The sequence below is a fragment of the Metapseudomonas resinovorans genome (assembly GCF_002003485.1).
GTDB classification, from domain to species: Bacteria; Pseudomonadota; Gammaproteobacteria; order Pseudomonadales; family Pseudomonadaceae; genus Metapseudomonas; species Metapseudomonas resinovorans_D.
In genome coordinates this window covers 41,224-63,008 of record NZ_BDMA01000020.1, presented here as the reverse complement: position 1 = coordinate 63,008, position 21,785 = coordinate 41,224, and the positions used below count along the sequence as shown (strand labels likewise).

The following is a 21,785-nucleotide window of genomic DNA, read 5'->3' as shown; positions in this document are numbered from 1 at the left end:
GATGAAAGGGAAAGGAAACCATGTCGAACACCTACGAGCTTGCCCAACTGAATATCGCCGTGATGAAGGCGCCTCTGGACTCCCCCGAGATGGCCGATTTCGTGGCCAACCTGGTGCCGGTCAATGCCCTTGCCGAGCGGTCGTCGGGCTATGTCTGGCGGCTTCAGGACGAGGAGGGCGATGCCACCTCCCTGCGTCCTTTCGGCCCGGAAATCCTGGTCAACCTTTCGGTCTGGCGCGATGTGGGCAGCCTCACTGATTTCGTCTACCGCTCGGCCCATGTCGAGATGCTGAAGCGGCGCAAGGAATGGTTCGAGCGAGCCTCCAGCATGCACCAGGTGCTCTGGTGGATTCCCAAGGGGCATCGGCCCGATGTCCAGGAGGCCGCGGCACGCCTGGCCCGGCTGCGTGAATCCGGCCCCACGCCGGAGGCCTTCACCTTCCGCCAGACCTTCCTCGCGCCGGACCAGTCCGTGCCTTTCGTTCCTGCTGAACTGGAGCGCGAAAGCCAGGCGGGCTGATGCTAGTGTGAAGCGTCATTCCCCTGTTGGCATGAAGCCCTATGACGCTGAGTCTGTCCCTTCCCGAAGCCCGTCGCCTGGCCCTGGCGGCACAGGGCTTCGCCCGTGCGCCACGTGGCGCGATCCGCCATCGGCAATTGCTGGCGCAGCTGGACGCGCTGGGGGTGGTGCAGATCGACTCGGTGAACGCCCTGGTGCGCTCCCACTATCTGCCGGCCTTTTCCCGTCTGGGCCACTACGATCGTGAACTGCTGGACGACCTGGCCTGGGGCAAGCCCCGGCGCCGGGCGTTGTTCGAGTACTGGGGCCATGAGGCGTCGCTGCTGCCGCTGGAACTCTATCCGCTGATGCGCTGGCGTATGCGCCGGGCGGCCAATGGCCAGGGCATTTACCAGCAGCTGGCGAAGTTCGGGTTCGAGCAACAGGAGGTGATCCAGCGCGTCCTGCAGTCGGTACGCGAGCAGGGACCCCTGGGGGCTGGAGCGCTGAGCACGCGCGAGGAGCGAGCCGGACCCTGGTGGGACTGGAGCGCGGAAAAGCATGCGATGGAATGGCTGTTCGCTGCCGGCGAGGTGACCGTAGCTGGGCGCCGGGGGTTCGAGCGTCTCTACGACTTGCCGGAGCGCGTGATTCCCGCTGACATCCTCAACCAGCCGGAAATGTCCGAGACCGATGCCCAGCGACAATTGCTGCTGCGCGCGGCCCAGGCGCTGGGCGTGGCCACTGAGCGGGATCTGCGCGATTACTACCGCCTGGAGACCAGCGACAGCCAGGCTCGGCTGGCCGAACTGGTGGAAGAGGGCGCGCTGCAGCCGGCGCAGGTCGATGGTTGGAAGCAGCCCGCCTATTGCCTGGGTGATCCCAAGGTGCCGCGCAAGGTCAAGGCCAGCGCACTGTTGTCGCCCTTCGACTCGCTGATCTGGGAGCGGGCACGTACCGAGCGCCTGTTCGACTTCCGCTACCGGCTGGAAATCTACACGCCCCAGCACAAGCGCCAGTTCGGCTACTACGTGCTGCCGTTCCTGCATGACGAACGCCTGGCTGCTCGCGTCGACCTGCGTGCCGAGCGTGCCCAGGGCCGCCTGGCGGTGCACGCGTTGCATGAAGAGGAACATGGCCTCAGCGAGTCCGGCATGCAGGCCCTGGCGGACAACCTGCAGGGCATGGCGGCGTGGCTGGGGTTGGACGAGGTAGTGGTCACCTGCCGGCGGCCGGGGACTGTGCGGTTGCAGGCGTGCCTGGGCTAAATCCCAGTAGGAGCCTGTGGGAGCTGGCTCATTCGAGCTTGGGAAGCCAAGTCCTTTGTCACCGGCTGATTCGGTAGGGTGCGCCGTGCGCACCGGCTGTTTGATGTGGTGCCTGGGCGGAGCCTTGAATCGGTGCGCGTAGCGCACCCTACGGTCCAGACCGAGCTAACGAGGTCGGACTACTGTTCGGGGAGCTACCGCAAGTCCACGTTCTACGAACGTGGATGCTTGTTCGCGAATGAATTCGCCCCCACAGGAAAAGCGAATGCCCTAGCGCCGAATCTGCTTCAGCGTCTCGGCGATCAGGAAGGCCAGTTCCAGGGACTGGTCGGCGTTCAGGCGTGGGTCGCAATGGGTGTGGTAGCGGTCTGAGAGGCCGTCTTCGGTGATCGGGCGGGCGCCGCCGATGCATTCGGTGACGTTCTGTCCGGTCATTTCGATGTGGATGCCACCGGCATAGGTGCCCTCGGCGCGGTGGACCTCGAAGAACTGCTTCACCTCGCCGAGGATGGCAGCGAAGTCGCGGGTTTTGTAGCCGCTGGAGGCCTTGATGGTGTTGCCGTGCATGGGGTCCGAACTCCACAGCACCTTGCGGCCTTCACCTTCGACGGTACGGATCAGGCGTGGCAGGTGATCGCCGACCTTTTCGGCGCCCATGCGCACGATCAGGTTGAGGCGGCCGGGGTCGTTTTCCGGGTTGAGGATGTCGATCAGGCGAATCAGGTCGTCGCTGTCCATGCTCGGTCCGACCTTGACCCCGATGGGGTTGCCGACACCGCGCAGGAACTCCACATGGGCACCGTCCGGCTGACGGGTGCGGTCACCGATCCAGAGCATGTGCGCGGAGCAGTCGTACCAGTTGCCGGTGAGGCTGTCGCGACGGACGAAGGCCTGCTCGTAGTTCAGCAAGAGTGCTTCATGGGCGGTGAAGAAGCTCGCTTCACGCAATTGCGGGGCGCTGTCCAGGCCGCAGGCGCGCATGAAGGCGAGGGTTTCGTCGATGCGGTCGGCCAGTTGGCTGTACCTCTCGGTCAACGCCGAGTTGGCGATGAAATCGAGGTTCCACTGATGCACCTGGTGCACGTCGGCGAAGCCGCCCTGGGCGAAGGCACGCAGCAGGTTGAGGCTGGCGGTGGCCTGGTGGTAGGCCTGCAGCAGGCGCTCCGGGTCCGGCACGCGGCTGGCGGCGTCGAAGCCGATGCCGTTGACGATGTCGCCACGATAGGCCGGCAGGGTGACGTCGCCTTGGGTTTCGTTGCCGGAAGAGCGCGGCTTGGCGAACTGGCCGGCCATGCGGCCGACTTTCACCACCGGGCAACCGGCGGCGAAGGTCATGACGATGGCCATCTGCAGCAGCACCTTGAAGGTGTCGCGGATCTTCGCGGCGGAGAATTCGGCGAAGCTTTCAGCGCAGTCGCCGCCCTGCAGCAGGAAGGCACGACCCTCGGTCACCTCGGCGAACTGGCGGCGCAACTCACGCGCCTCGCCCGCGAACACCAGCGGCGGGTAGCTCGCCAGGGTCTGCTCGACATGCGCCAGTTTCGCGGCGTCCGGGTACTCGGGCTGCTGCTGGATGGGTTTTTCCCTCCAGCTTTCAGGACTCCATTCTTGGCTGCTCATCAGGGTCTCGATACGGCTGCTTGCGGTAGATGCGCCATGGTAACCGAAAGGCCCGGAAGCGGCGCTAGGCGCGCCAGCATAGGAGTACGCCGCAGAGGCACAGCAGCAGGTGGATGGCGGTACGGAAATGCGCTTCGGCCAGGCGCTTGTGCAGGTATTCCCCGGCGAGCACCCCGAGTACCAGCAGCGGCGCATAGACGGCGACGCGAGGCAGCGCCGGCGCCAGGCTGCCGTCGATGAAGAAGGCCAGGGTCAGCAGGCTGTTGAGGCCGAACCAGACGCAGAGGAGGGTGGCGCGCAGCCTTGCCTTGTCCAGCGGGGTAGCGGCCAGGGCATGCACCAGCAGCGGTCCGCCAGAGGCGAACAGACCGTGGCTGATACCGGCCGCACCGGTTTGCAGGCGCGTCATCCAGGTCGGCGTGCGGCCCTGGGGAGCGCCCTGGAGAAGCCCGCGCAGGGCGAACCAGAGGATCAGCACGCCGAAGCCCAGCTGCATCGCTCCATCGTCCAGCCAGGGGCGCAGGCCATAGCCGACCAGCGTGCCGACGACCATCCCCGGCAGTACGGTCACCAGCAGCAGGCGCCATTGCACCAGGCGTCGATGGCGCCAGGCGAGAAATCCACTCATGAGGATATTCAGCGGTACCAGTACCGGCAGCAGATCGTGGATCGGCAGCAGCAGGGCGCCCAGGGACAGGGCAACGATGGTGCTGCCGAAGCCGGTGATGGCTTCCAGGGTGTAGGCAAGCAGGATGAAACCGCCCAGGACCAGCCAGGCGAATTCCATCAGCCCAGTTCTCCGGCGAAGCGCTGACTCATTTGTCGGTAATACAGGGCTGGCGCCAGCCGCCACAGCAGGCTGGCGAGCCAGCTCCCGCGGTCGGGGAACAGTCGCTGCTGGCGGGTGCTCGCGCTCTTGAGTATCTCCCTCGCCATCCAGTCGGCACCGCGTACCTTGCCCACCGTCGAGCGTGCGTGTTGCGCGGGACGGCCATCGCCCCCGAGTGCGTTGCGCTCGATGGGGGTGTCGAGAAAGCTGGGATAGACCATCAGCAGCCCCACACCGTCGCGGGCGATTTCCGCGCGCAGCACTTCGAACGCCTGGGTCAGGGCGCTTTTGGCCGCGCAGTAGCCGGCGCGGCCGAGCACCGGCATCCAGCCGGCCATCGAGCCGATGGCAATCACCTGGCCCCGACTGGCTCGCAGCAATGGCAGGGCGGCCAGGGTCAATTCCAGCGGCGCGTGGTAATCCACCGCCATCACCCGGCGCAGCACCTGCGGTGCGGTGTGAATGGTCGGTGAGCGGTGGGTGATGCCGGCATTGTTGATGAGCAGGTCAAGGCGGCCAAAGCGCTCGCTGCAGACGTCGACCAGTTGCGCATGGATGCCGCTGTCGGTGATGTCGCCGGCTACGCCTGCGACGCGCTCTTCACCCAACTCTGCGACTCGTGCAGCCAGGCCGGCGGCATCGACGTCTGTCAGCAGCAGTGCGTCGCCAGCGGCGTGACAGGCGCGCGCCAGTTCCCAGCCGAGGCCGCTGGCGGCGCCGGTGATCAGGACGACTCTCATGGTGCGCCTCCGCGTCAGGCCAGGTTCTGGGCGGCCATGGGCTGGCTGCGGGTGGTCAGGTCCTTGCGCAGTTCCGCGCTGTGCTGGGCGATGGTGGCGCGGTAGCTGTCCTTGTGGACGTAGTAGGCCATGCGCTCGAGTTCCAGATACTGGTAGCCGCCGTCCAGGCGCAGGCCGGCGCGCTCGCGCTTGAGTTGCTGGAAGGAGCGAGCCGCCGGGCTGCCGGTCTTCAACTGGCGAATGTACAGGGCCACCAGTTCGGCCTGCTCCGCACGGCCCTGCCAGCCGAGGCCGGAGGCCTCGACCATGCCCATCATGAACAGGTCGTCGTACTCGGGATGGAAGATGTTCAGGTAGAGCTGCGGTGCGCCGGCACGCTCGGGCCAGTTCAGCTCGGCGCGTTCGATGAAGGGGTAATCCAGCTTGTAGCCGGTGGCTTGCAGGATCAGGTCGTACTCGGCCTGGCGGCCGTCGCTGAAAGTCACGCTGCGCCCCTCGATGCGGGCGATGTCCGGGCGCGCCTTGATGTCGCCATGACCCAGGTGGTGGAGCACCAGGGAGTTCATCACCGGATGGGACTCGTACAGCCGGTAGTCGGGGTCGGGCAGGCCGTACTGTGAAGGCTTGCCCACCAGCGCGCGGACCAGCAGCCCGTCGACCAGTTGCTTGAGCCGGCGGGGAAGTTTCACGGCGCCGCCGAACGTATCGGTCGGGCGGCCAAGGATGAACTTGGGCAGGAAGTAGTAACCACGGCGCACCGAAAGGTCGACCGAAGCAGCGCGATGCACAGCGTCGACCGCGATGTCGCAGGCCGAGTTGCCGCAGCCCACCAGCAGCACGCGCTTGCCGTCGAATAGGGCGGGCGAGCGGTAGTCCGCCGAGTGCAGCACTTCGCCGTCGAACTGGCCGGGCAGGGCGGGGCGGTTCGGTGTGTGCAAGGTGCCGTTGGCGATCAGAATGCCGTCGAAATGGTCTTCGCGACGCTGGCCGTCCGTTTCGCTGACCAGCTTCCAGCCCTTCTCCTGGCGTTCCAGGTGCAGCACGCGGGTATTGAAGCGGAAGTGCCTGTAAAGGTCGAAGTGTTTCGCGTAATCACGGAAGTAGCGGCGCATTTCGCTGTGGTGCGGGTAGGGGGCTACCTCGGCATCCATCGGAAATTCGGTGAACTCGGTGGTGCGCTTGGAGGAGATCAGGTGCGCCGAGTCGTACATGGTGCTGTGGGGATTGTCGATGTCCCAGAGGCCGCCGACATCGCCGTTCAGCTCGAAGCCGATGAAGGGAATGCCGTGTTTCTGTAACTGGCGGGCACTGCACAGGCCCATTGGGCCCGCGCCGATGATGGCGTACATGCTGGGTTCGACCTCTGCGCTGTTATTCTTGTGCGGTTTTCGCCCCTGGGGCGCGCGGTTCGGATTATGCCGGGAGCACCAGCTCCGGCTTCAATGGCAATAGGCGCCGGTGTTGCGCCGGGTTGGTGCGAATTGTCAGCACCGGCCTTGAAGGAGTGATGACTTGATGTCCGAGGAGCGCCTGCTCGCGGAAGTGCATGATGAATTCGGCGTGATCCGCGTCTACGAAGTCGGCCCTTACCGCATCCTCGAATTCGGCGAGGCGGTGGAGCAGAGCTGCGTCTTCACGGCTGACCCGGCCTGGCTCGAATACGACTACACCCGCGCCATGCTGCTGGGCGCGCTGTGCCATGCAGCGCCGGAGAACGCGTTGTTCCTCGGTCTCGGGGCCGGGACGCTGACTCAGGCCTGCCTGAAGTTCCTGCCACTGGAAGATGTGGAAGTGATCGAGCTGCGCCCGGATGTGCCACGGCTGGCCATGGAGTATCTCGGCCTGACCGACGATCCCCGCCTCTACGTGCGCATTGGTGACGCCCTTGAACTGCTGGACAGCGCCGAGCCGGCGGACCTGATCTTCGTTGATCTTTATACCGATCACGGTCCGGGCGTTGGCCATCTGGCCTGGAATTTCCTCGGCGCCTGCCAGAAGCGCCTCAGCCCCGGTGGCTGGCTGGTGATCAACCAGTGGGCGGCGGACGACGGCAAGCCTCTGGGCGCCGCCTTGCTGCGCGGGCTTTTCCATCACCATTACTGGGAGTGCCCGGTGAAGGAGGGCAATGTGGTGCTCTTCGTTCCGGCTGACCTGGACCAAGTGCTGGATCACGAGGCGCTTCAGGCGAAGGCCGAGGCCCTGGCGCCGAGTCTCGGGTATTCGCTGCAATCGCTGCTGGATGTGGTGCGGCCGGCGACCTGAGTGCCCGCGTGGATGGGGTGGTCTGGTAGGAGCGAGCTTGCTCGCGAAGGATCGTGCTTGGTCTGTTCGCGAGCAAGCTCGCTCCTACAAACAGGGCCATGCGTGGGTTGATCACTGCAGGATGAACTCGGTGCTTCTGTAGGAGCGAGCTCTGCTCGCGAACGCTCGTGCTTGGGCGGTTCGCGAGCAAGCTCGCTCCTACAAATAGGGGCCGTGCGGGGGTTGATCGCTGCAGGATGAACTCGGTGTTGGCTATTTCCCTTTGAATTTCCCTTCGCGCTTTTCCAGCATCGCGCGCAGGCCTTCCTTGGCATCTTCGGTGGTCAGCAGCTGCTGTGCGGTGGCCTGCAGTGCGGCGGCCGCTACCTTCTCGCCGTCATCCAGGGTCTGGTGCGCCGACGCCAGGGTGGCGCGGACGCCGAGTGGGGCCTGGGCCGCCACGCGCTCGGCCAGCCAGATGGCGCGGGGCAGCAAGTCTTCGCTGGCGAGCACTTCCTGGACCAGTCCCAGGCGATAGGCTTCATGGGCGTCAAATTCGTCTCCGGTGAGCAGCCAGCGCATCGCATTGCCCCAGCCGGCGATCTGGTGCAGCCGCAGGGTGGCGCCGGCGAAGGGGAAGATGCCGCGCTGGACTTCCATCTGGGCAAAGCGGGTATTGCTGGCGCAGAGGTTGATATCGGCCGCCAGCATCAGCTCGATGCCGATGGTGTAGCAGTAGCCCTGCACGGCGACCACCAGGGGCTTGCTCAGGCGCGGGCCGCCGAAGGTGCCCCAGGGGTCGACGGCGCCAGCGGGCACTGTCCAGCCCTGGCGGAAGGCGTCGCCGACATTGGCCAGGTCCAGCCCGGCGGTGAAATGCTCGCCATGGGCGAAGACCAGCGCGCAGCGAGCATCGTCGTCCCGTTCGTACTCGCCCAGCGCCAGTACCAGATCATCCAGCATCGCCTGGTCGAAGGCATTGCGCTTGGGTGTGCGGTCAAGGCCGATCAGCATGATGTGGCCGCGCTTTTCACGACTGACGCGGCCGACGGAACTGGTGGACATGGATGGTGTTCCTTTGTGGGAATAGCGGGAGGGCAGGTGGGATATAGACCCGCACGGAAGGCTTGTCCATTGGCCTAAACCGTCTGGCGGAGAGGTAATGCGGGTGTAGAAAAATCTGCACGCGAGCAAGATATATCCTGTATGATGCGCGCCGGCCAATCGACGGCTCCGTTCAAGTACTGCGTTTTTTCCCGAGGCACTTTGCCTTCGGCTGCAAGTCCGCGCTGCGGGCTACCCTTGACGTTTCATCCATTCCCAATAAAGCGATCACGCAAATTCTCTACCAGGCTGCCAGGGCGACCCACAAGGTCCTTCACGGCATGTGCAGCTATGGAACAAAGGGTCTTTGCGGATGCACATGAGGCAGACCCATGACCCAGGAAATCGGCACTTTCGCCGCGCTCGGCATTCATCCCAATGTACTGGCCGCAATCGCTGCGGTCGGCTATGAAGAGCCGTCCCCCATCCAGGCCCAGTCGATTCCGGTAATCCTTGCCGGTCACGACATGATTGGCCAGGCCCAGACCGGTACCGGCAAGACTGCAGCCTTCGCGCTGCCGATCCTGTCGCGCATCGATCCGGCCAAACGAGAGCCGCAGGCGCTGATCCTGGCACCGACCCGCGAGCTCGCACTGCAAGTTGCTACCGCTTTCGAAACCTACGCCAAGCAGATGCCCGGCCTGAACGTGGTCGCCGTATACGGCGGCGCGCCCATGGGTCCGCAGCTCAAGGCCCTGCGCCAGGGCGCCCAGGTGATCGTGGCGACTCCCGGCCGTCTGTGCGACCACCTGCGTCGCGATGACAAGATGCTCGCCACCGTGCAGCAGCTGGTGCTGGACGAAGCGGACGAAATGCTCAAGCTCGGTTTCATGGATGACCTCGAAGTGATCTTCGAAGCTCTTCCGGAAAGCCGTCAGAGCGTGCTGTTCTCCGCCACCCTGCCGCCGTCGATCCGTTCGATCGCCGAGCGTCACCTGAAAACCCCGCAACACGTCAAGATTGCCGCCAAGACCCAGACCGTAGCCCGTATCGAGCAGGCTCACCTGATGGTTCATGCCGACCAGAAGACCCAGGCTGTGCTGCGTCTGCTGGAAGTCGAGGAATTCGACGCGCTGATCGCTTTCGTGCGCACCAAGCAGGCCACCCTGGACCTGGCCAGTGCCCTGGAAGCCAAGGGCTACAAAGCCGCCGCGCTGAACGGTGACATCGCCCAGAACCAGCGTGAGCGTGTGATCGAGTCGCTGAAGGATGGCCGTCTGGACATCGTGGTCGCCACCGACGTTGCCGCTCGCGGTATCGACGTGCCGCGCATCACCCACGTGTTCAACGTGGACATGCCCTACGACCCGGAATCCTACGTGCACCGTATCGGCCGTACCGGTCGTGCCGGCCGTGATGGTCGTGCGCTGCTCCTGGTGACCCCGCGCGAACGCCGCATGCTGCAGGTGATCGAGCGTGTGACCGGCCAGAAAGTCGCCGAAGTGCGCCTGCCTAACGCGCAACAGGTTCTGGACGCGCGCATCAAGAAGCTCACTGCCAGCCTCACTCCGCTGGTGGCTGATGCTGAAGCCAGCCACGGCGAGCTGCTTGACCGTCTGATCGCCGACATCGGCTGCAGCCCGCGTGCCCTGGCCTCGGCGCTGCTGCGCAAGGCCACCAATGGCCAGGCGCTGAACCTCGCCGACGTTGAGCGCGAGCAGCCCCTGGTGCCGACCTCCCAGCCGCGTGAGCGTCGTGAGCGTGAAGGTGGCGAGCGTGCTGAGCGTGGTGAGCGTGGCGAATACCGCGAGCGCCGTGCGCCGATGCCGCTGGCCGAAGGCCGCGTGCGTTGCCGTACCGCCCTGGGTACTCGCGACGGCATCGCCGCGAAGAACCTGCTGGGTGCCATCCTCAACGAGGGCGGCATTGCCCGTGACGCCATCGGTCGCATTCAGATCCGCGAAACCTTCAGCCTGATCGAGCTGCCGGAAGAAGGTCTCGACCGCCTGCTGGGCAAGCTGAAGGACACCCGCGTCGCCGGCAAGCAGCTGAAGCTGCGCCGCTACCGCGAAGACTGATACGCGCCGCTGTAAACAGAAAAGCCCCGCACTAGCGGGGCTTTTTTGTGTCCGATCATTGAGGTATCGATTCTTTGTAGGGGTGAATTCATTCGCCAAGGGCGACGCAGTTGCCCCCTTCGGCCTCGCCAGCAGTCCTGCGGGCTGCATGGTGAATGAATTCGCCCCTACAAGCGCATCGCCTCTTAGTCGAACCGATAGATATCCATCCCCAGCGCACCCAGGGTGAAGCCGCTGTGCACCAGGCCGAAGCGCTTGCCGGCGCCTCGGGCGAAGTAGAGCGGCAGCAAGTGCTCGTCCCGTGGGTGATTGCGCGCGGCATGGGGCGCCTCTGTGCGGTAGGCGTGCAGTGCGTCTTCGTCGTCTTCTTCCAGGCGCTCCACCATCCAGTCGCGAAACTCCTTCGCCCAGGGTGTGACGACTTCCGGGCCGGCGCGCCAATCCAGTTCGCCCAGGTTGTGGGTGATGCTGCCGGAGCCGATCAGCAGGATTCCGCGTTGGCGCAGGCTTGCCAGCGCTTGCCCGACTCGGGTCTGGAAGGCGGGGCCGAGGCGGCTCGGCAGGGACAGTTGGACCACCGGGATATCGGCAGTCGGATACATCAGTGAAAGCGGTACCCAGGTGCCGTGGTCGAAGGGGCGCTGCGTGTCGATGCTGGCTGGAAGTCCGGCTCCAGTCAGCAAGCCGGCGATTTCTTCGGCCAGCTCGGGCGCGCCGGGCGCGGGGTATTGCACGGCGTAGAGCGGCGGTGGAAAGCCGTAGAAGTCGTGCCAGGTTTCCGGATGCGCAGCGCCGCTCAGCAGCAACTGGTCGCTTTCCCAGTGGGCGGAGACCACCAGGATCGCCCTGGGGCGTGGCAGCGCAGCGGCCAGGGCCCTGAGTGCCGGACCGCTTTCGCCGGGCTCCAGGGCGAGCATGGGCGAGCCATGGGAGATGTAGAGGCTGGGTAGCATTTCAGAATTCCTCCGGTAGGATGCCGGCATCATCCGGGCTGGATATATCGATATCCAGCATAAATATTTGAGCTATTTGATCGAATTGATGGAGGCGTCATGGACGAGCAGTTCTGGCAAGCACGCTGGGCGGAGAATCAGATCGGCTTCCACCTGCGCGAGGTCAATCCCTACCTAGAGCGCTACTGGCCGAAGCTGGGGCTGGCGAGGGGATGCCAGGTGTTGGTGCCGCTCTGTGGCAAGACGCTGGATCTGGTGTGGCTGGCCGGGCAGGGCTACAGGGTGCTGGGCGTTGAGCTGGCCGAGCGTGCGGTGGAGGATTTCTTCGCCGAGCAGGGGCTGAAGCCCGAGGTGTCGCAACAGGGCGCCCTGCGTCGCTACAGCGCTGGCGCCATCGAGATTCTTCAGGGTGACTTCTTCGCCGTCACCGCGGCGGATGTCGCCGCGTGTCACGCGCTCTACGACCGCGCTGCGTTGATCGCGTTGCCGCCCGCCATGCGTGATGACTACGTGGCGCATCTGCAGCGCATCCTACCCGCGCGTTGTGACGGGCTGATGGTGACGTTGGACTACGAGCAGGCGCGTCTGGATGGTCCGCCGTTCTCGGTGCCCGAATCCGAAGTGCGCAGTCATCTGGAGGCAGGCTGGGAAGTGGAGTTGCTGGAGCGTAACGACGTGCTGGAGAAGAACTGGAAGTTCGCCTCTCGCGGGCTGGATAGCCTGCATGAGCCGGTGTTCCGCCTGGCGCGGCGTTGAGGAGTATCTTTCGGCAGGGCTGCGCCCTGCTTGGCGAATGAATTCGCCCCTACAGGTAGGATGGCGTAGAGCGAAGCGAAACCCATCAAGGTGCTGCGCCGTGGCCTGTGGAAAATGCTGCGCAAAAAAAGGGCGGCCAATTGGCCGCCCAAGTCAGTGTGATTCGTTTCAGCCGCGGCGGCGCAGGGCCTCGATGCGGTCTTCCAGCGGCGGGTGGCTCATCAGCAGGCCGGCGAGGCCGTGCTTCAGGCCGCCGTTGATGCCGAAGGCAGTCAGGCTGTCGGGCATCTGCACCGGTACGCCTTGCTCGGCGCGCAGGCGTTGCAGGGCGCCGATCATGGCGTTGGTGCCGGCCAGGTGGGCGCCTGCTTCGTCAGCCTTGAACTCGCGACGGCGCGAGAACCACATGACGATGATGCTGGCGAGGATGCCCAGGACCAGTTCGGCGAAGATGGTGGCGATGAAGTAGCCAATGCCCGGGCCTTCTTCGTTCTTCAGGATCACCTTGTCGACGAAGTTGCCGAAGATGCGCGCGAAGAACATCACGAAGGTGTTCACCACGCCCTGGATCAGGGCCAGCGTGACCATGTCGCCGTTGGCGACGTGGCCGATCTCGTGGGCCAGCACGGCTTTCACTTCGTCAGGGGAGAAACGCTCCAGCAGGCCCTGGCTCACGGCCACCAGTGCGTCGTTCTTGTTCCAGCCGGTGGCGAAAGCGTTCGCTTCGTACGCGGGGAAGATGCCGACTTCCGGCATCTTGATGCCGGCTTCGCGGGACAGTTGCTCAACGGTCTGCAGCAGCCATTGTTCATGGCGGGTACGCGGCTGGGTGATGATTTCGGTGCCGGTGCTCATCTTCGCCATCCACTTGGAGATGAACAGCGAAACCAGCGAACCGGCGAAGCCGAACACGGCGCAGAAGACCAGCAGGCTGCCGTAGTTCTGGCCGGTGAAGCGGTCTACGCCCAGCAGTTTCAGCGTGATGCTGGCAATCACCAGGACTGCAAGGTTTGTGGCCAGGAACAACAGAATGCGCATCATGATTGGAACAATCTCCTCACGGCGGAAAGCGGTTTGGTATGCGGGGGTATATAAGGGGCGGCCCTGGCGTATTCAACCGGGGACTATTTCAAACTATGTCGCCTGACGCCTTTGCGCTGCTTTCGAAGATTAGCCGAGTCAGGCGTACCAGTCGTTCACTGTCGGCGCTGCGAAGTGCTTCGCGCAATTGCTGCGCAAGGCTGGCGCGAACCCGCAGGATGCTGGCGGCCAGGGTTTCCGGGGCGTCCAGGGCGTCGGGCAGTACGCGGGAAAGCCGAAGGAAGCCTTTCTCTGTGAGCACTGCCTGGTCCAGCGCTTCGAAATGAATGGTGCTGTCGAAGCGCAGATAACCCTCGTCCGCGAGCCAGAGGAGGGCGCCCAGGCAACTTTCGTGGCGTTTGCTGGGCAGGCCGAATTCATCCGGCTCGGACGGGCCGATCAGGTCTTCCACATAGAGCGCGACCCGCCTTGGAAAGGCCTGATACAGCTGTAGCAGGCCCGTGGCGCAATCCTTGTAGAAGTCGTCGATCTGCAGGTCCATGGGACGTTACTGGCGATACGACTTGAGGAAGCCACCGATACGGCCGATCGCTTGTTCGAGATCGTCGACGCGGGGCAGGGTGACCACGCGGAAGTGATCAGGCCACGGCCAGTTGAAGGCGGTGCCCTGGACGATCAGCAGCTTCTCGGAGAGCAGCAGGTCGAGGACGAACTTCTCGTCGTTGTGGATCGGGCAGACCTTGGGGTCGATCTTCGGGAAGGCGTAGAGCGCGCCCATGGGCTTTACGCAGCTGACGCCGGGGATGTCATTGAGCAGTTCCCAGGCGCGGTTGCGCTGTTCCAGCAGGCGGCCGTTGGGCAGAACCAGGTCGTTGATGCTCTGGTAGCCGCCGAGTGCGGTCTGGATCGCATGCTGGCTGGGCACGTTGGCGCACAGGCGCATGTTGGCCAGGATGTCGATGCCTTCGATGTAGCTCTGGGCCTTCTGCTTGGGACCGGAAATGGCCACCCAACCGGAGCGGAAGCCCGCCACGCGGTAGGACTTGGACAGGCCGTTGAAGGTCAGGCAGAGCACGTCCGGCGCCAGGGAGGCGGTGGAGATGTGCACGGCTTCGTCGTAGAGGATCTTGTCGTAGATCTCGTCGGAGAAGACCACCAGGTTGTGCTGGCGCGCCAGCTCCACCATGCCTTCGAGGACTTCCTTCGAGTAGACGGCGCCGGTGGGGTTGTTCGGGTTGATGATCACCATGGCCTTGGTGTTCGGGGTGATCTTGGCCTTGATGTCTTCCAGGTCTGGCCACCAGTTGGCCTGCTCGTCGCACAGGTAATGCACCGGCTTGCCGCCGGCGAGGCTCACCGAGGCGGTCCAGAGCGGGTAGTCGGGCGCCGGGATCAGGACCTCGTCACCGTTGTTCAGCAGGGCCTGCATGCACATCACGATCAGCTCGGATACGCCGTTGCCGAGGTAGATGTCCTCGATGCCGATGCCTTCGACCTGCTTCTGCTGGTAGTACTGCATCACGGCCTTGCGCGCACTGAACAGGCCTTTGGAGTCGCTGTAGCCCTGGGCGGTGGGCAGGTTGCGGATAACGTCCTGGAGGATTTCCTCCGGGGCTTCGAAACCGAACGGCGCCGGGTTGCCGATGTTCAGCTTGAGGATGCGATGGCCTTCCTCTTCCAGGCGTTTGGCGTGCTTGAGCACCGGTCCGCGAATGTCGTAGCAGACGTTGGCGAGCTTGTTCGATTTGCTGACCTGCATGATGCGTAACTGTCCCGAGGTGAAAAGAGTCGCGCGAGGGCGACGGGGATCGATGCGCCTTGGCAGCCTGTAACGCCGCTGCCAGACTGGCGTCTGATGAATCGCGCATGATACGTGCGGCCCGTTGGCCCGAAAAGGTCGGGACCGGGCTTTTTTAACACTGCCGAGGACTGTCATGGACAAGCTTGAGAAACCCCTGGAAAGCTGGCGCGAGGAGCTTTCCGACAACCAGTTCCACGTCTGCCGCCTGGGTGGCACCGAGCGTGCGTTCACCGGGGAGTACTACGCCACCAAGACCCCGGGCATCTATCACTGCTCCTGTTGCGGCGAAGCGCTGTTCGATTCCGACGCCAAGTACGACTCCGGCAGCGGCTGGCCGAGCTACTTCCAGCCGGTGAGCAAGGACGTCATCACCGAGCTCGAGGATTTCAGTCATGGTATGCATCGCGTCGAAGTGCGTTGCGCCCGCTGCGATTCCCACCTGGGGCATGTCTTCCCCGACGGTCCGCGACCTACGGGCATGCGTTACTGCATCAATTCGGTATCGCTGAAGCTCGAGCCACGCTGAAGGGTCCCACTGACAAGGCTCGCCGCGAGGCGGGCCTTTTCATAGTGAAATTAAATTGCACGCAATTTAATTGGGAGCTATTTTCTTCTGGATTTCCTCCAGAACAGGTTCCGACCATGAGCGACAAGATTCTCGATATCCCCGTTACCACCATCAAAGGTGAGCAGAAGACCCTCTCGGATTTCGCCGGCAAGGCGCTGCTGGTGGTCAACACCGCGAGCAAGTGCGGCTTCACCCCCCAATACAAAGGCCTGGAAAGCCTCTGGCAGCAGTACAAGGACAGGGGCCTGGTGGTGCTGGGCTTCCCCTGCAACCAGTTCGGCAAGCAGGAGCCGGGTGACGAAGGCGCCATCAGCGAGTTCTGTGAACTGAATTTCGGCGTCAGCTTCCCGCTGTTCAAGAAAATCGACGTGAACGGCGCCAACGCCCACCCGCTCTACGTGCAGTTGAAGCAGCGTGCGCCGGGCCTGCTGGGTAGCCAAGGCATCAAATGGAACTTCACCAAGTTCCTGATCAGCCAGGATGGCCAGCTCATCAAGCGCTTCGCGCCGACCACCAAGCCGGAAGAGATCAGCACCGAGATCGAAGCCCTGCTGAAATGAACGCGCCATCCATCGAGCCGGAGCTGCTGCTGGACAACCAGCTGTGCTTCAAGCTCTACGCAGCTTCTCGCGCGGTGATCCGCGGATACCGGCCGCTGCTGGAGTCCCTTGGCCTGACCTACCCGCAGTACCTGGCGATGCTGGTGCTCTGGGAGTGGCACGCGCGTCCGCCCGAGCAGCCCACGGTCAAGGCTCTGGGCGAGCGGCTGCTGCTGGATTCCGGCACGCTCACGCCGTTGCTCAAGCGCCTGGAGCAGCTTGGCTTCGTGCGTCGCCGGCGCGCGGCCCATGATGAGCGTGAAGTGCACCTGGCATTGACGGAGGAGGGCATTGCCTTGCGGGACAAGGTAATGCCCCTGCGTGATGAGCTGATCTGCTCCAGCGGCCTGGATCTCAACGAGATGGCGGAATTGCGCGCGCGTCTCGGCGAGTTGCTGGGTCAGCTCATGGGGTTGCCTGGGTAGCCGGCAGCCAGGTGTCGAGTAGCGCCACCAGCTCTTCGCGGCGGAAGGGCTTGGCCAGGTAGTCGTCCATGCCGGCGGCGCGGCAACGCTCGCGCTCGTCCGGCAGGGCGTTGGCGGTCAGGGCGATGATCGGCAGGTCCTGCCAGCGCCCGCTCTGGCGAATGCGTCGGGTGGCTTCGTAGCCATCCATCACCGGCATGTTGCAGTCCATCAGCACCAGGTCGACGGTCGTCTGCTCCAGGTGACTCAGGGCCTCGGCGCCGTGACCTGCCAGCAACACCTCGCAGCCCAGCTTGGCCAGCATGCCCTTGGCCACCAGTTGGTTCACGGCATTGTCTTCCACCAGCAGAACACGCGCATGGCGCAGCTGCGGCTCGGCTGCTTGCGTGACAAGGGCCGATACCTCCTCCGGGAGTTTCAGCAGGACCCGTTGCAGCGCCTGGTGCAGCGCCGCCCGCGACAGGGGGCGCGCCAGTTGGTGCAGCGGCGTCAGCGTCGCCGCCCGCGGGGGTGGCAGGAAGCTGCCGTAGCCGGTCACCAGCAGGATCGGGATCTGCGCGGTACGGCGCACATGTTCGAGGTAATCCGGGTCGTCGCTGATCAGCAGGTCTGCCTGAACGTCGGCAAGATCGGCATCCCGGTCCCGTCGCTCGAACTTCAGGCCCCAGATCGGCAGCCAGATTCCCAGTAGTTCTGCCAGCCCGCTCTTCGCCCCGCACAAGGCGACGACCTTGCCCTGCATGGGGGCGCGTGGTTCAGCCGGACTGTGCTCTACCAACGGCAGTTCGGCGCTGAACAGGCTGCCCACGCCTTCCTGTGATTTCACCTCAAGCTGCCCCTGCATGGCTTCGCAGAGGTGGCGGGTCAGCGCCAGGCCCAGGCCGGTTCCGCCGAACTGGCGGGTAATGCCGGCATTGCCCTGTGAGAAGGGCTGGAACAGTTTGGGCAGCGCTTCGGCGGAGATGCCTATACCCGTGTCGCGGACGGTGATCAGCACGCCGCCGGGGCTGGGTGCCGCGCGCAGGTCGACACGGCCGAAACGGGTGAATTTGAGGGCGTTGGACAGGAGATTGCTGATCACCTGGCGTACCCGCGTGGGGTCGCCGACTACCAATGACGGCAGCTTCGGATCGACCAGGCAGGTGAGCTCCACACCGGGGGCGGTGTTCTGCGACAGCAGGTTGGCGGTGTCTTCCAGCAATGTGCCCAGGTCGAAGGGAATCTGCTCCAGCTCCAATTGGCCGGCTTCGAACTTGGAAAGGTCGAGGATGTCGTTGAGCAGTTCCACCAGCACGCTGCCGGAGTCATGGGCGATCTGCAGCTGGCGGCGCTGCTCGTTGTTCAGCGGGCCGTCGAGGGCCAGGTCGAGCATGCCCAGCAAGCCATTGAGCGGGGTGCGGATCTCGTGGCTCATGTTGGCGAGGAAGGCGGCGCGGGCCTTGGCCATTTCCAGTGCGGTGCCGCGCGCCACTTCCAGTTCCTGGTTGTAGCGGCTGAGGCGGCTGTTCGCGGCCTTCAGCTCGGCTGTGCGGGCCGAAACGATGTCCTCCAGTTCGGCCAGGTACTGGTTCAGACGTTGGTCCGCATCGCGACGCTGCTGCATCTCGGTCGCCAGGCTGGCCAACTGGCGGTTGATGACGCCGACGAGCACGCCGATCTCGTCGTGCTCGTGGCTGGGTGGGCAGGGCAGCTTGGCGTCCGGCGAGGCGCGCGTATCGCGCTCGCTGAGCCCGCGAATCAGTTCCACCAGGGGCTTGGTCAGCATGCTGTAGAAGAGCACCAGGAGGATCAGCGACAGCAGCAGGCTGCGCACGAAGCCGCTCAGCAGGGTGATCATGGCGCGGCGCAGGAAGTGGTTGCCGAAGGCGAAGGTGTCCACTTCCAGGCGGAGCACGCCCAGGGTCTCGTTGGGTGCATGGACGATGTAGAGCGGGTCTTCGAACTCGCGTCGCTCACCGAACAGGTAATCGCTGAAGATGCGGAAATCGCTTTCGGCTCGTGGCCGGCCCACGCTGGCGAGCATCGCGCCGTTGTTATCGACGATCTCGGCGCGGATCACCGCCGGCGAACGCAACAGGCCGAGCACCAGCTCCTGGGCCAGTTCGGCGTCGATGTTGTAGGCGATGCGCGCGGCAGGGCTGTGGGCGATCTCGAGCAGGGCCTTGATTTCCCGGTCGATCGACTCGTTTTCGTTGAAGTAGTCGCTGGCGACCTGGACGATGCTGAGAACGGTGCCGAGGATGAACGCCACCAGCACCGTCAGGCTGGCCTGCTTGAACGACAGCCGTTGTGTCAGCGGAATATCCATGGGACGTGGGATTTGGCCTTGTTCCGAGGGCTTGCCAAGCATAGCCTATCCGGTCTGCCGACAGCGTCTGAAGGCTGCGGCTGAACTAGGAGTTGAACGTGGATTCCCGTCTGTTTGAGATTCTCGAGCGTGCCGATGCGGTGCTGGCCCGTCTCGAACCCCTGTTGCCGGTGCCTCGCCCGGTGATCGACTGGCAGAAGAGCCTGGCTGCACGCTGGCACCGTGATGGTCGCAGTGGTTACCTGCAGCCGCTGGATGTGAGTCTGGACCTGTCCCTGGCCGACCTGATCGGCGTCGACAAGCAGCGCGAGCAACTGGCCGGCAATACCCGCCAGTTCGTCGATGGACTTCCGGCCAACCACGCCCTGCTGTGGGGCGCTCGCGGAACCGGCAAGTCCTCGCTGGTTCGCGCGCTGCTGGCCGAGCACGCCGGTGCTGGCCTGCGCCTGATCGAGATCGAGCGTGATCACCTGGCGGACCTGCCGCGCGTGGTTGAGCAACTGGCCGGCCTGCCGCAGCGCTTCGTGGTGTTCTGCGACGACCTCTCCTTCGAGGCGGGCGAGGGCGACTATCGCGTGCTGAAGAGCGTGCTGGATGGTTCCCTGGAGCGCGCTCCGGACCATGTGCTGCTCTACGCCACCTCCAACCGCCGCCACCTGGTGCCGGAAAAGCAGAGCGACAACGAGCACTGGCAGATGGTCGATGGCGAGCTGCATCCCAACGAGGCGGTGGAAGACAAGATTGCGCTGTCCGACCGTTTCGGCCTCTGGCTGTCCTTCTATCCCTTCACCCAGGACCACTTCCTCGCCGTTGTCCGTCACTGGATCGGCGTCCTGGCCGAACCCGCGGGCCTGAACTGGGAGTGGACCGAGGAACTGGAAAAACTGGCGATTCGCTGGGCCCTGGGGCGCGGCAATCGCAACGGCCGCTGTGCCTATCAATTTGCCCGCCACTGGGTTGGGCTCGCTTTGCTGGAGTCTTCCAAATGATCGATCTGCAGCAGGCCGGTAGCGGCCTTGCGGGCTATGCGCTGCTGGCCGCGCAGCTGGAATCCCTGCTGGCTGACGAGCGTGATTTCATCGCCAACAGCTCGCAGTTTTCCGCATTCCTCTTCAATGAGCTGTCGGACCTGAACTGGGCGGGCTTCTATCTCAATCGCAATGAAGAGCTGGTGCTCGGCCCGTTCCAGGGAAAGGTCGCCTGTGTGCGCATTCCCTTCAGCAAGGGCGTGTGCGGTGCGGCGGCACGTACCCGGGAGACCCAGCGCATCGAGGACGTACATGCCTTCCCCGGACACATCGCTTGCGACAGCGCATCCAACAGTGAACTGGTGGTTCCGCTGGTCAAGGAGGGGCGTCTGATCGGCGTGCTCGATCTGGATAGTCCGAATCTGGCGCGCTTCAAGGAAGAGGACCAGGCCGGTATCGAGCAGCTGGCAGCGATTTTCCTGCGCCTGACCGATTGCTGATCGCGCGGCAAAGAAAAAGCCCGGACTTGTCCGGGCTTTTTTGCTTCGTCTCGTCGGCCCGGGATATCAGACGCGGCCGGCCAGCTTGGCGAGGATTTTCTGTTCGCCCGGCAATACCGCTTGTACCGAATCTCGCGCGACAAGACGCTCATAGTGCGCGGCCAGGCGTGGCCAGCGGTCGGCATCGAGGCGTTCGCCACCGTGTTCCATGTTGACCAGTTGGGTGACGAAGGCGAGGTCGGCCATGGTCAGGTGCTCGCCAACGAAGTGCTCGGCGTTCCCCAGGGTTCTTTCCAGGTAGTCGAAGTGGGGCGGCAGCTTGTCGACGAGGGCGGCTTGTACCGTGGCTTCGTCGCAGGTTTGACCCATCGACGGCTTCAGGGTGCGATTGCGGAACACGCCGAAGGTGGCCAGCGGTGCGAGTTCGTAGTCGGAATACTTTTCCAGCCAGCGCACTCGGGCGCGCTCGCCGGCATCACGGCCATAAAGAGGCGAAAGCTCGGGATGCTTCTCTTCCAGGTACTGGCAGATCACGCTGGAGTCGGCCAGGGTGGTGTCGCCGTCGCGCAGGGCGGGAATCCGGCCCAGCGGACTCAGCTCGCGAAACCAGCTCGGCTGGCTGAACGGCGAGACTACCTCTAGCTGGTAGTCCAGGCCTTTCTCCAGCAGGTAAAGGCGAACCTTGCGCACGAAGGGGGAGAGCGGTGCGCCGAATAGGGTCAGGCTCATCGGGTGGTCCTCGTCTGAGCGGATCAGTCGTAGATGTTCTTCTTCTTCCAGATGTCTTCGTCATCCAGTGACTTCAGACCTTCGGTGAGCTCGCTCGGTTCGTCGGCGCTGGGTTGGGCATTCTCCAGTACCAGGGCGTTGGCGCGGGCGAGCTGGGCCTTCATCTGTTGCAGGCGATCCTGGTAGCGGGCCGGGTCCGGCTGCTTCTGCAGGTACTGGACGCCACGCTCGAAGGCGAGGCGAGCCTGACGTGGCTGGTTCTCCTGGAGGGCCTGGAGACCCAGGTTGGTGAAGAACTCCACGTGCAACTGCACGAGCATGTCGCGGATATCCCGGACCCGGCTCTTCGCCTCGTTGGCGGGCAGTTGGCCGTCCTGGGCGGCACGGGTGATCTGGCCGTGGAGGCTTTCCAGCTGGAAGCGGATTTCCTTGGCCTTGGCTTCGGTGAGGATCTTTTGCGGCGGATTGTTCACCGGGATGGATTCGCCCTGGCCGACCAGCGCGCGAAGCTGCTCTATGCGCGCCTTGAGGGCGTTGTCACCCTTGTCCACTTGCAGCAGGCGTTCGCTGAGCTGCAATTGCAGACGGGTCAGCAGGAGCTTGAGGTCAGGAGAGACCATCTGGCCGGGGAGGGTTTCGGAAAGGTCTGCGCAGCGGCGGATGCGGTCGCTGAGGTCGGCTTTCAGACGAGCCTTCTCCAGCTTGCTGTTCTCCACCATATGGTTCACGTAGCCAATGACAATGAGGATGACGATACCGACAACGATCAACAGGGTGATCACGAGTGGCGACATCTGCAGGGCTCCGATGTTCTTGT

Annotated in this window: 22 protein-coding genes; 10 read left to right on the top strand and 12 right to left on the bottom strand. The window is 64.2% G+C overall.

What is annotated here, in order from left to right:
• Positions 1-20: 20 nt before the first annotated feature.
• Positions 21-521 (top strand): DUF3291 domain-containing protein, encoded by a 501-nt coding sequence (locus MnOB_RS06195; RefSeq protein ID WP_077523094.1) that lies wholly within the window; start codon positions 21-23, stop codon positions 519-521.
• Positions 522-562: 41 nt separating this feature from the next.
• Positions 563-1,768: a winged helix-turn-helix domain-containing protein gene (locus MnOB_RS06190; protein ID WP_077523092.1), complete on the top strand. Its 1,206-nt coding sequence runs from the start codon at positions 563-565 to the stop codon at positions 1,766-1,768.
• A gap of 270 nt (positions 1,769-2,038) precedes the next feature.
• Here the strand turns inward: MnOB_RS06190 and MnOB_RS06185 are convergent, their stop codons facing one another.
• From MnOB_RS06185 to MnOB_RS06170, 4 genes are all read right to left on the bottom strand, one after another.
• A complete protein-coding gene (locus tag MnOB_RS06185) occupies positions 2,039-3,388 on the bottom strand; it encodes a class II 3-deoxy-7-phosphoheptulonate synthase (RefSeq protein ID WP_077523089.1) in 1,350 nt (449 codons plus the stop codon).
• A gap of 64 nt (positions 3,389-3,452) precedes the next feature.
• On the bottom strand, positions 3,453-4,175 hold the full coding sequence (locus MnOB_RS06180) for a sulfite exporter TauE/SafE family protein (protein WP_077523087.1): 723 nt from the start codon (positions 4,173-4,175) through the stop codon (positions 3,453-3,455).
• A complete protein-coding gene (locus tag MnOB_RS06175) occupies positions 4,175-4,957 on the bottom strand; it encodes an SDR family NAD(P)-dependent oxidoreductase (RefSeq protein ID WP_077523085.1) in 783 nt (260 codons plus the stop codon). Before MnOB_RS06175 ends, MnOB_RS06180 begins: the two co-directional genes overlap by 1 nt.
• 14 nt (positions 4,958-4,971) lie before the next feature.
• Positions 4,972-6,306: a flavin-containing monooxygenase gene (locus MnOB_RS06170; RefSeq protein ID WP_077523083.1), complete on the bottom strand. Its 1,335-nt coding sequence runs from the start codon at positions 6,304-6,306 to the stop codon at positions 4,972-4,974.
• Positions 6,307-6,472: 166 nt separating this feature from the next.
• Between MnOB_RS06170 and MnOB_RS06165 the strand changes: the two genes are divergently transcribed.
• Positions 6,473-7,219, top strand: coding sequence for a spermidine synthase (locus MnOB_RS06165; protein ID WP_077523081.1), 747 nt, complete (start codon positions 6,473-6,475; stop codon positions 7,217-7,219).
• A 252-nt stretch (positions 7,220-7,471) separates the two neighbouring features.
• Here MnOB_RS06165 and MnOB_RS06160 read toward each other — a convergent pair whose 3' ends face one another.
• Positions 7,472-8,263, bottom strand: coding sequence for a crotonase/enoyl-CoA hydratase family protein (locus tag MnOB_RS06160; protein ID WP_077523079.1), 792 nt, complete (start codon positions 8,261-8,263; stop codon positions 7,472-7,474).
• A gap of 371 nt (positions 8,264-8,634) precedes the next feature.
• Between MnOB_RS06160 and MnOB_RS06155 the strand changes: the two genes are divergently transcribed.
• Positions 8,635-10,320 (top strand): DEAD/DEAH box helicase, encoded by a 1,686-nt coding sequence (locus MnOB_RS06155; protein WP_077523077.1) that lies wholly within the window; start codon positions 8,635-8,637, stop codon positions 10,318-10,320.
• A 185-nt stretch (positions 10,321-10,505) separates the two neighbouring features.
• On the opposite strand, the gene MnOB_RS06150 is transcribed toward MnOB_RS06155, so the two are convergent.
• Positions 10,506-11,273: a DODA-type extradiol aromatic ring-opening family dioxygenase gene (locus tag MnOB_RS06150; protein ID WP_077523075.1), complete on the bottom strand. Its 768-nt coding sequence runs from the start codon at positions 11,271-11,273 to the stop codon at positions 10,506-10,508.
• 99 nt (positions 11,274-11,372) lie between these two features.
• On the opposite strand from MnOB_RS06150, the gene MnOB_RS06145 reads away from it, so the two are divergent.
• Positions 11,373-12,029, top strand: coding sequence for a thiopurine S-methyltransferase (locus tag MnOB_RS06145; RefSeq protein WP_077523073.1), 657 nt, complete (start codon positions 11,373-11,375; stop codon positions 12,027-12,029).
• A 168-nt stretch (positions 12,030-12,197) separates the two neighbouring features.
• Here the strand turns inward: MnOB_RS06145 and htpX are convergent, their stop codons facing one another.
• The 3 genes from htpX to MnOB_RS06130 form a co-directional block, all read right to left on the bottom strand.
• Positions 12,198-13,070: a protease HtpX gene (gene htpX, locus MnOB_RS06140; RefSeq protein WP_077523071.1), complete on the bottom strand. Its 873-nt coding sequence runs from the start codon at positions 13,068-13,070 to the stop codon at positions 12,198-12,200.
• An 88-nt stretch (positions 13,071-13,158) separates the two neighbouring features.
• A complete protein-coding gene (locus MnOB_RS06135) occupies positions 13,159-13,611 on the bottom strand; it encodes a hypothetical protein (protein WP_077523069.1) in 453 nt (150 codons plus the stop codon).
• Positions 13,612-13,617: 6 nt separating this feature from the next.
• Positions 13,618-14,829, bottom strand: a complete 1,212-nt coding sequence (locus tag MnOB_RS06130; RefSeq protein ID WP_077523067.1) for a pyridoxal phosphate-dependent aminotransferase — start codon at positions 14,827-14,829, stop codon at positions 13,618-13,620.
• 175 nt (positions 14,830-15,004) lie between these two features.
• Between MnOB_RS06130 and msrB the strand changes: the two genes are divergently transcribed.
• From msrB to MnOB_RS06115, 3 genes are all read left to right on the top strand, one after another.
• Entirely contained in the window at positions 15,005-15,397 is a 393-nt protein-coding gene (gene msrB, locus MnOB_RS06125) for a peptide-methionine (R)-S-oxide reductase MsrB (protein WP_077523065.1), read from the top strand.
• Positions 15,398-15,513: 116 nt separating this feature from the next.
• The gene (locus MnOB_RS06120; protein ID WP_077523063.1) at positions 15,514-15,999 is read left to right on the top strand and encodes a glutathione peroxidase; all 486 of its coding nucleotides are present in this window, start codon (positions 15,514-15,516) and stop codon (positions 15,997-15,999) included.
• Entirely contained in the window at positions 15,996-16,463 is a 468-nt protein-coding gene (locus MnOB_RS06115; RefSeq protein WP_077523060.1) for a MarR family winged helix-turn-helix transcriptional regulator, read from the top strand. The genes MnOB_RS06120 and MnOB_RS06115 overlap by 4 nt, the downstream gene beginning before the upstream one ends.
• On the opposite strand, the gene MnOB_RS06110 is transcribed toward MnOB_RS06115, so the two are convergent.
• A complete protein-coding gene (locus tag MnOB_RS06110; protein ID WP_077523488.1) occupies positions 16,444-18,771 on the bottom strand; it encodes a response regulator in 2,328 nt (775 codons plus the stop codon). The two genes, MnOB_RS06115 and MnOB_RS06110, sit on opposite strands and share 20 nt — an antisense overlap.
• A gap of 98 nt (positions 18,772-18,869) precedes the next feature.
• Here MnOB_RS06110 and MnOB_RS06105 point away from each other — a divergent pair, with 98 nt between their 5' ends.
• Both MnOB_RS06105 and MnOB_RS06100 read left to right on the top strand, forming a co-directional pair.
• Positions 18,870-19,760 (top strand): ATP-binding protein, encoded by an 891-nt coding sequence (locus MnOB_RS06105; RefSeq protein WP_077523058.1) that lies wholly within the window; start codon positions 18,870-18,872, stop codon positions 19,758-19,760.
• Complete coding sequence (locus MnOB_RS06100; RefSeq protein ID WP_077523056.1) at positions 19,757-20,239, top strand: GAF domain-containing protein; 483 nt, start codon at positions 19,757-19,759, stop codon at positions 20,237-20,239. Before MnOB_RS06105 ends, MnOB_RS06100 begins: the two co-directional genes overlap by 4 nt.
• 66 nt (positions 20,240-20,305) lie before the next feature.
• Here MnOB_RS06100 and MnOB_RS06095 read toward each other — a convergent pair whose 3' ends face one another.
• Positions 20,306-20,968, bottom strand: a complete 663-nt coding sequence (locus tag MnOB_RS06095; protein WP_077523053.1) for a glutathione S-transferase family protein — start codon at positions 20,966-20,968, stop codon at positions 20,306-20,308.
• 23 nt (positions 20,969-20,991) lie between these two features.
• Complete coding sequence (locus MnOB_RS06090; protein WP_077523051.1) at positions 20,992-21,762, bottom strand: hypothetical protein; 771 nt, start codon at positions 21,760-21,762, stop codon at positions 20,992-20,994.
• Positions 21,763-21,785 lie beyond the last annotated feature (23 nt).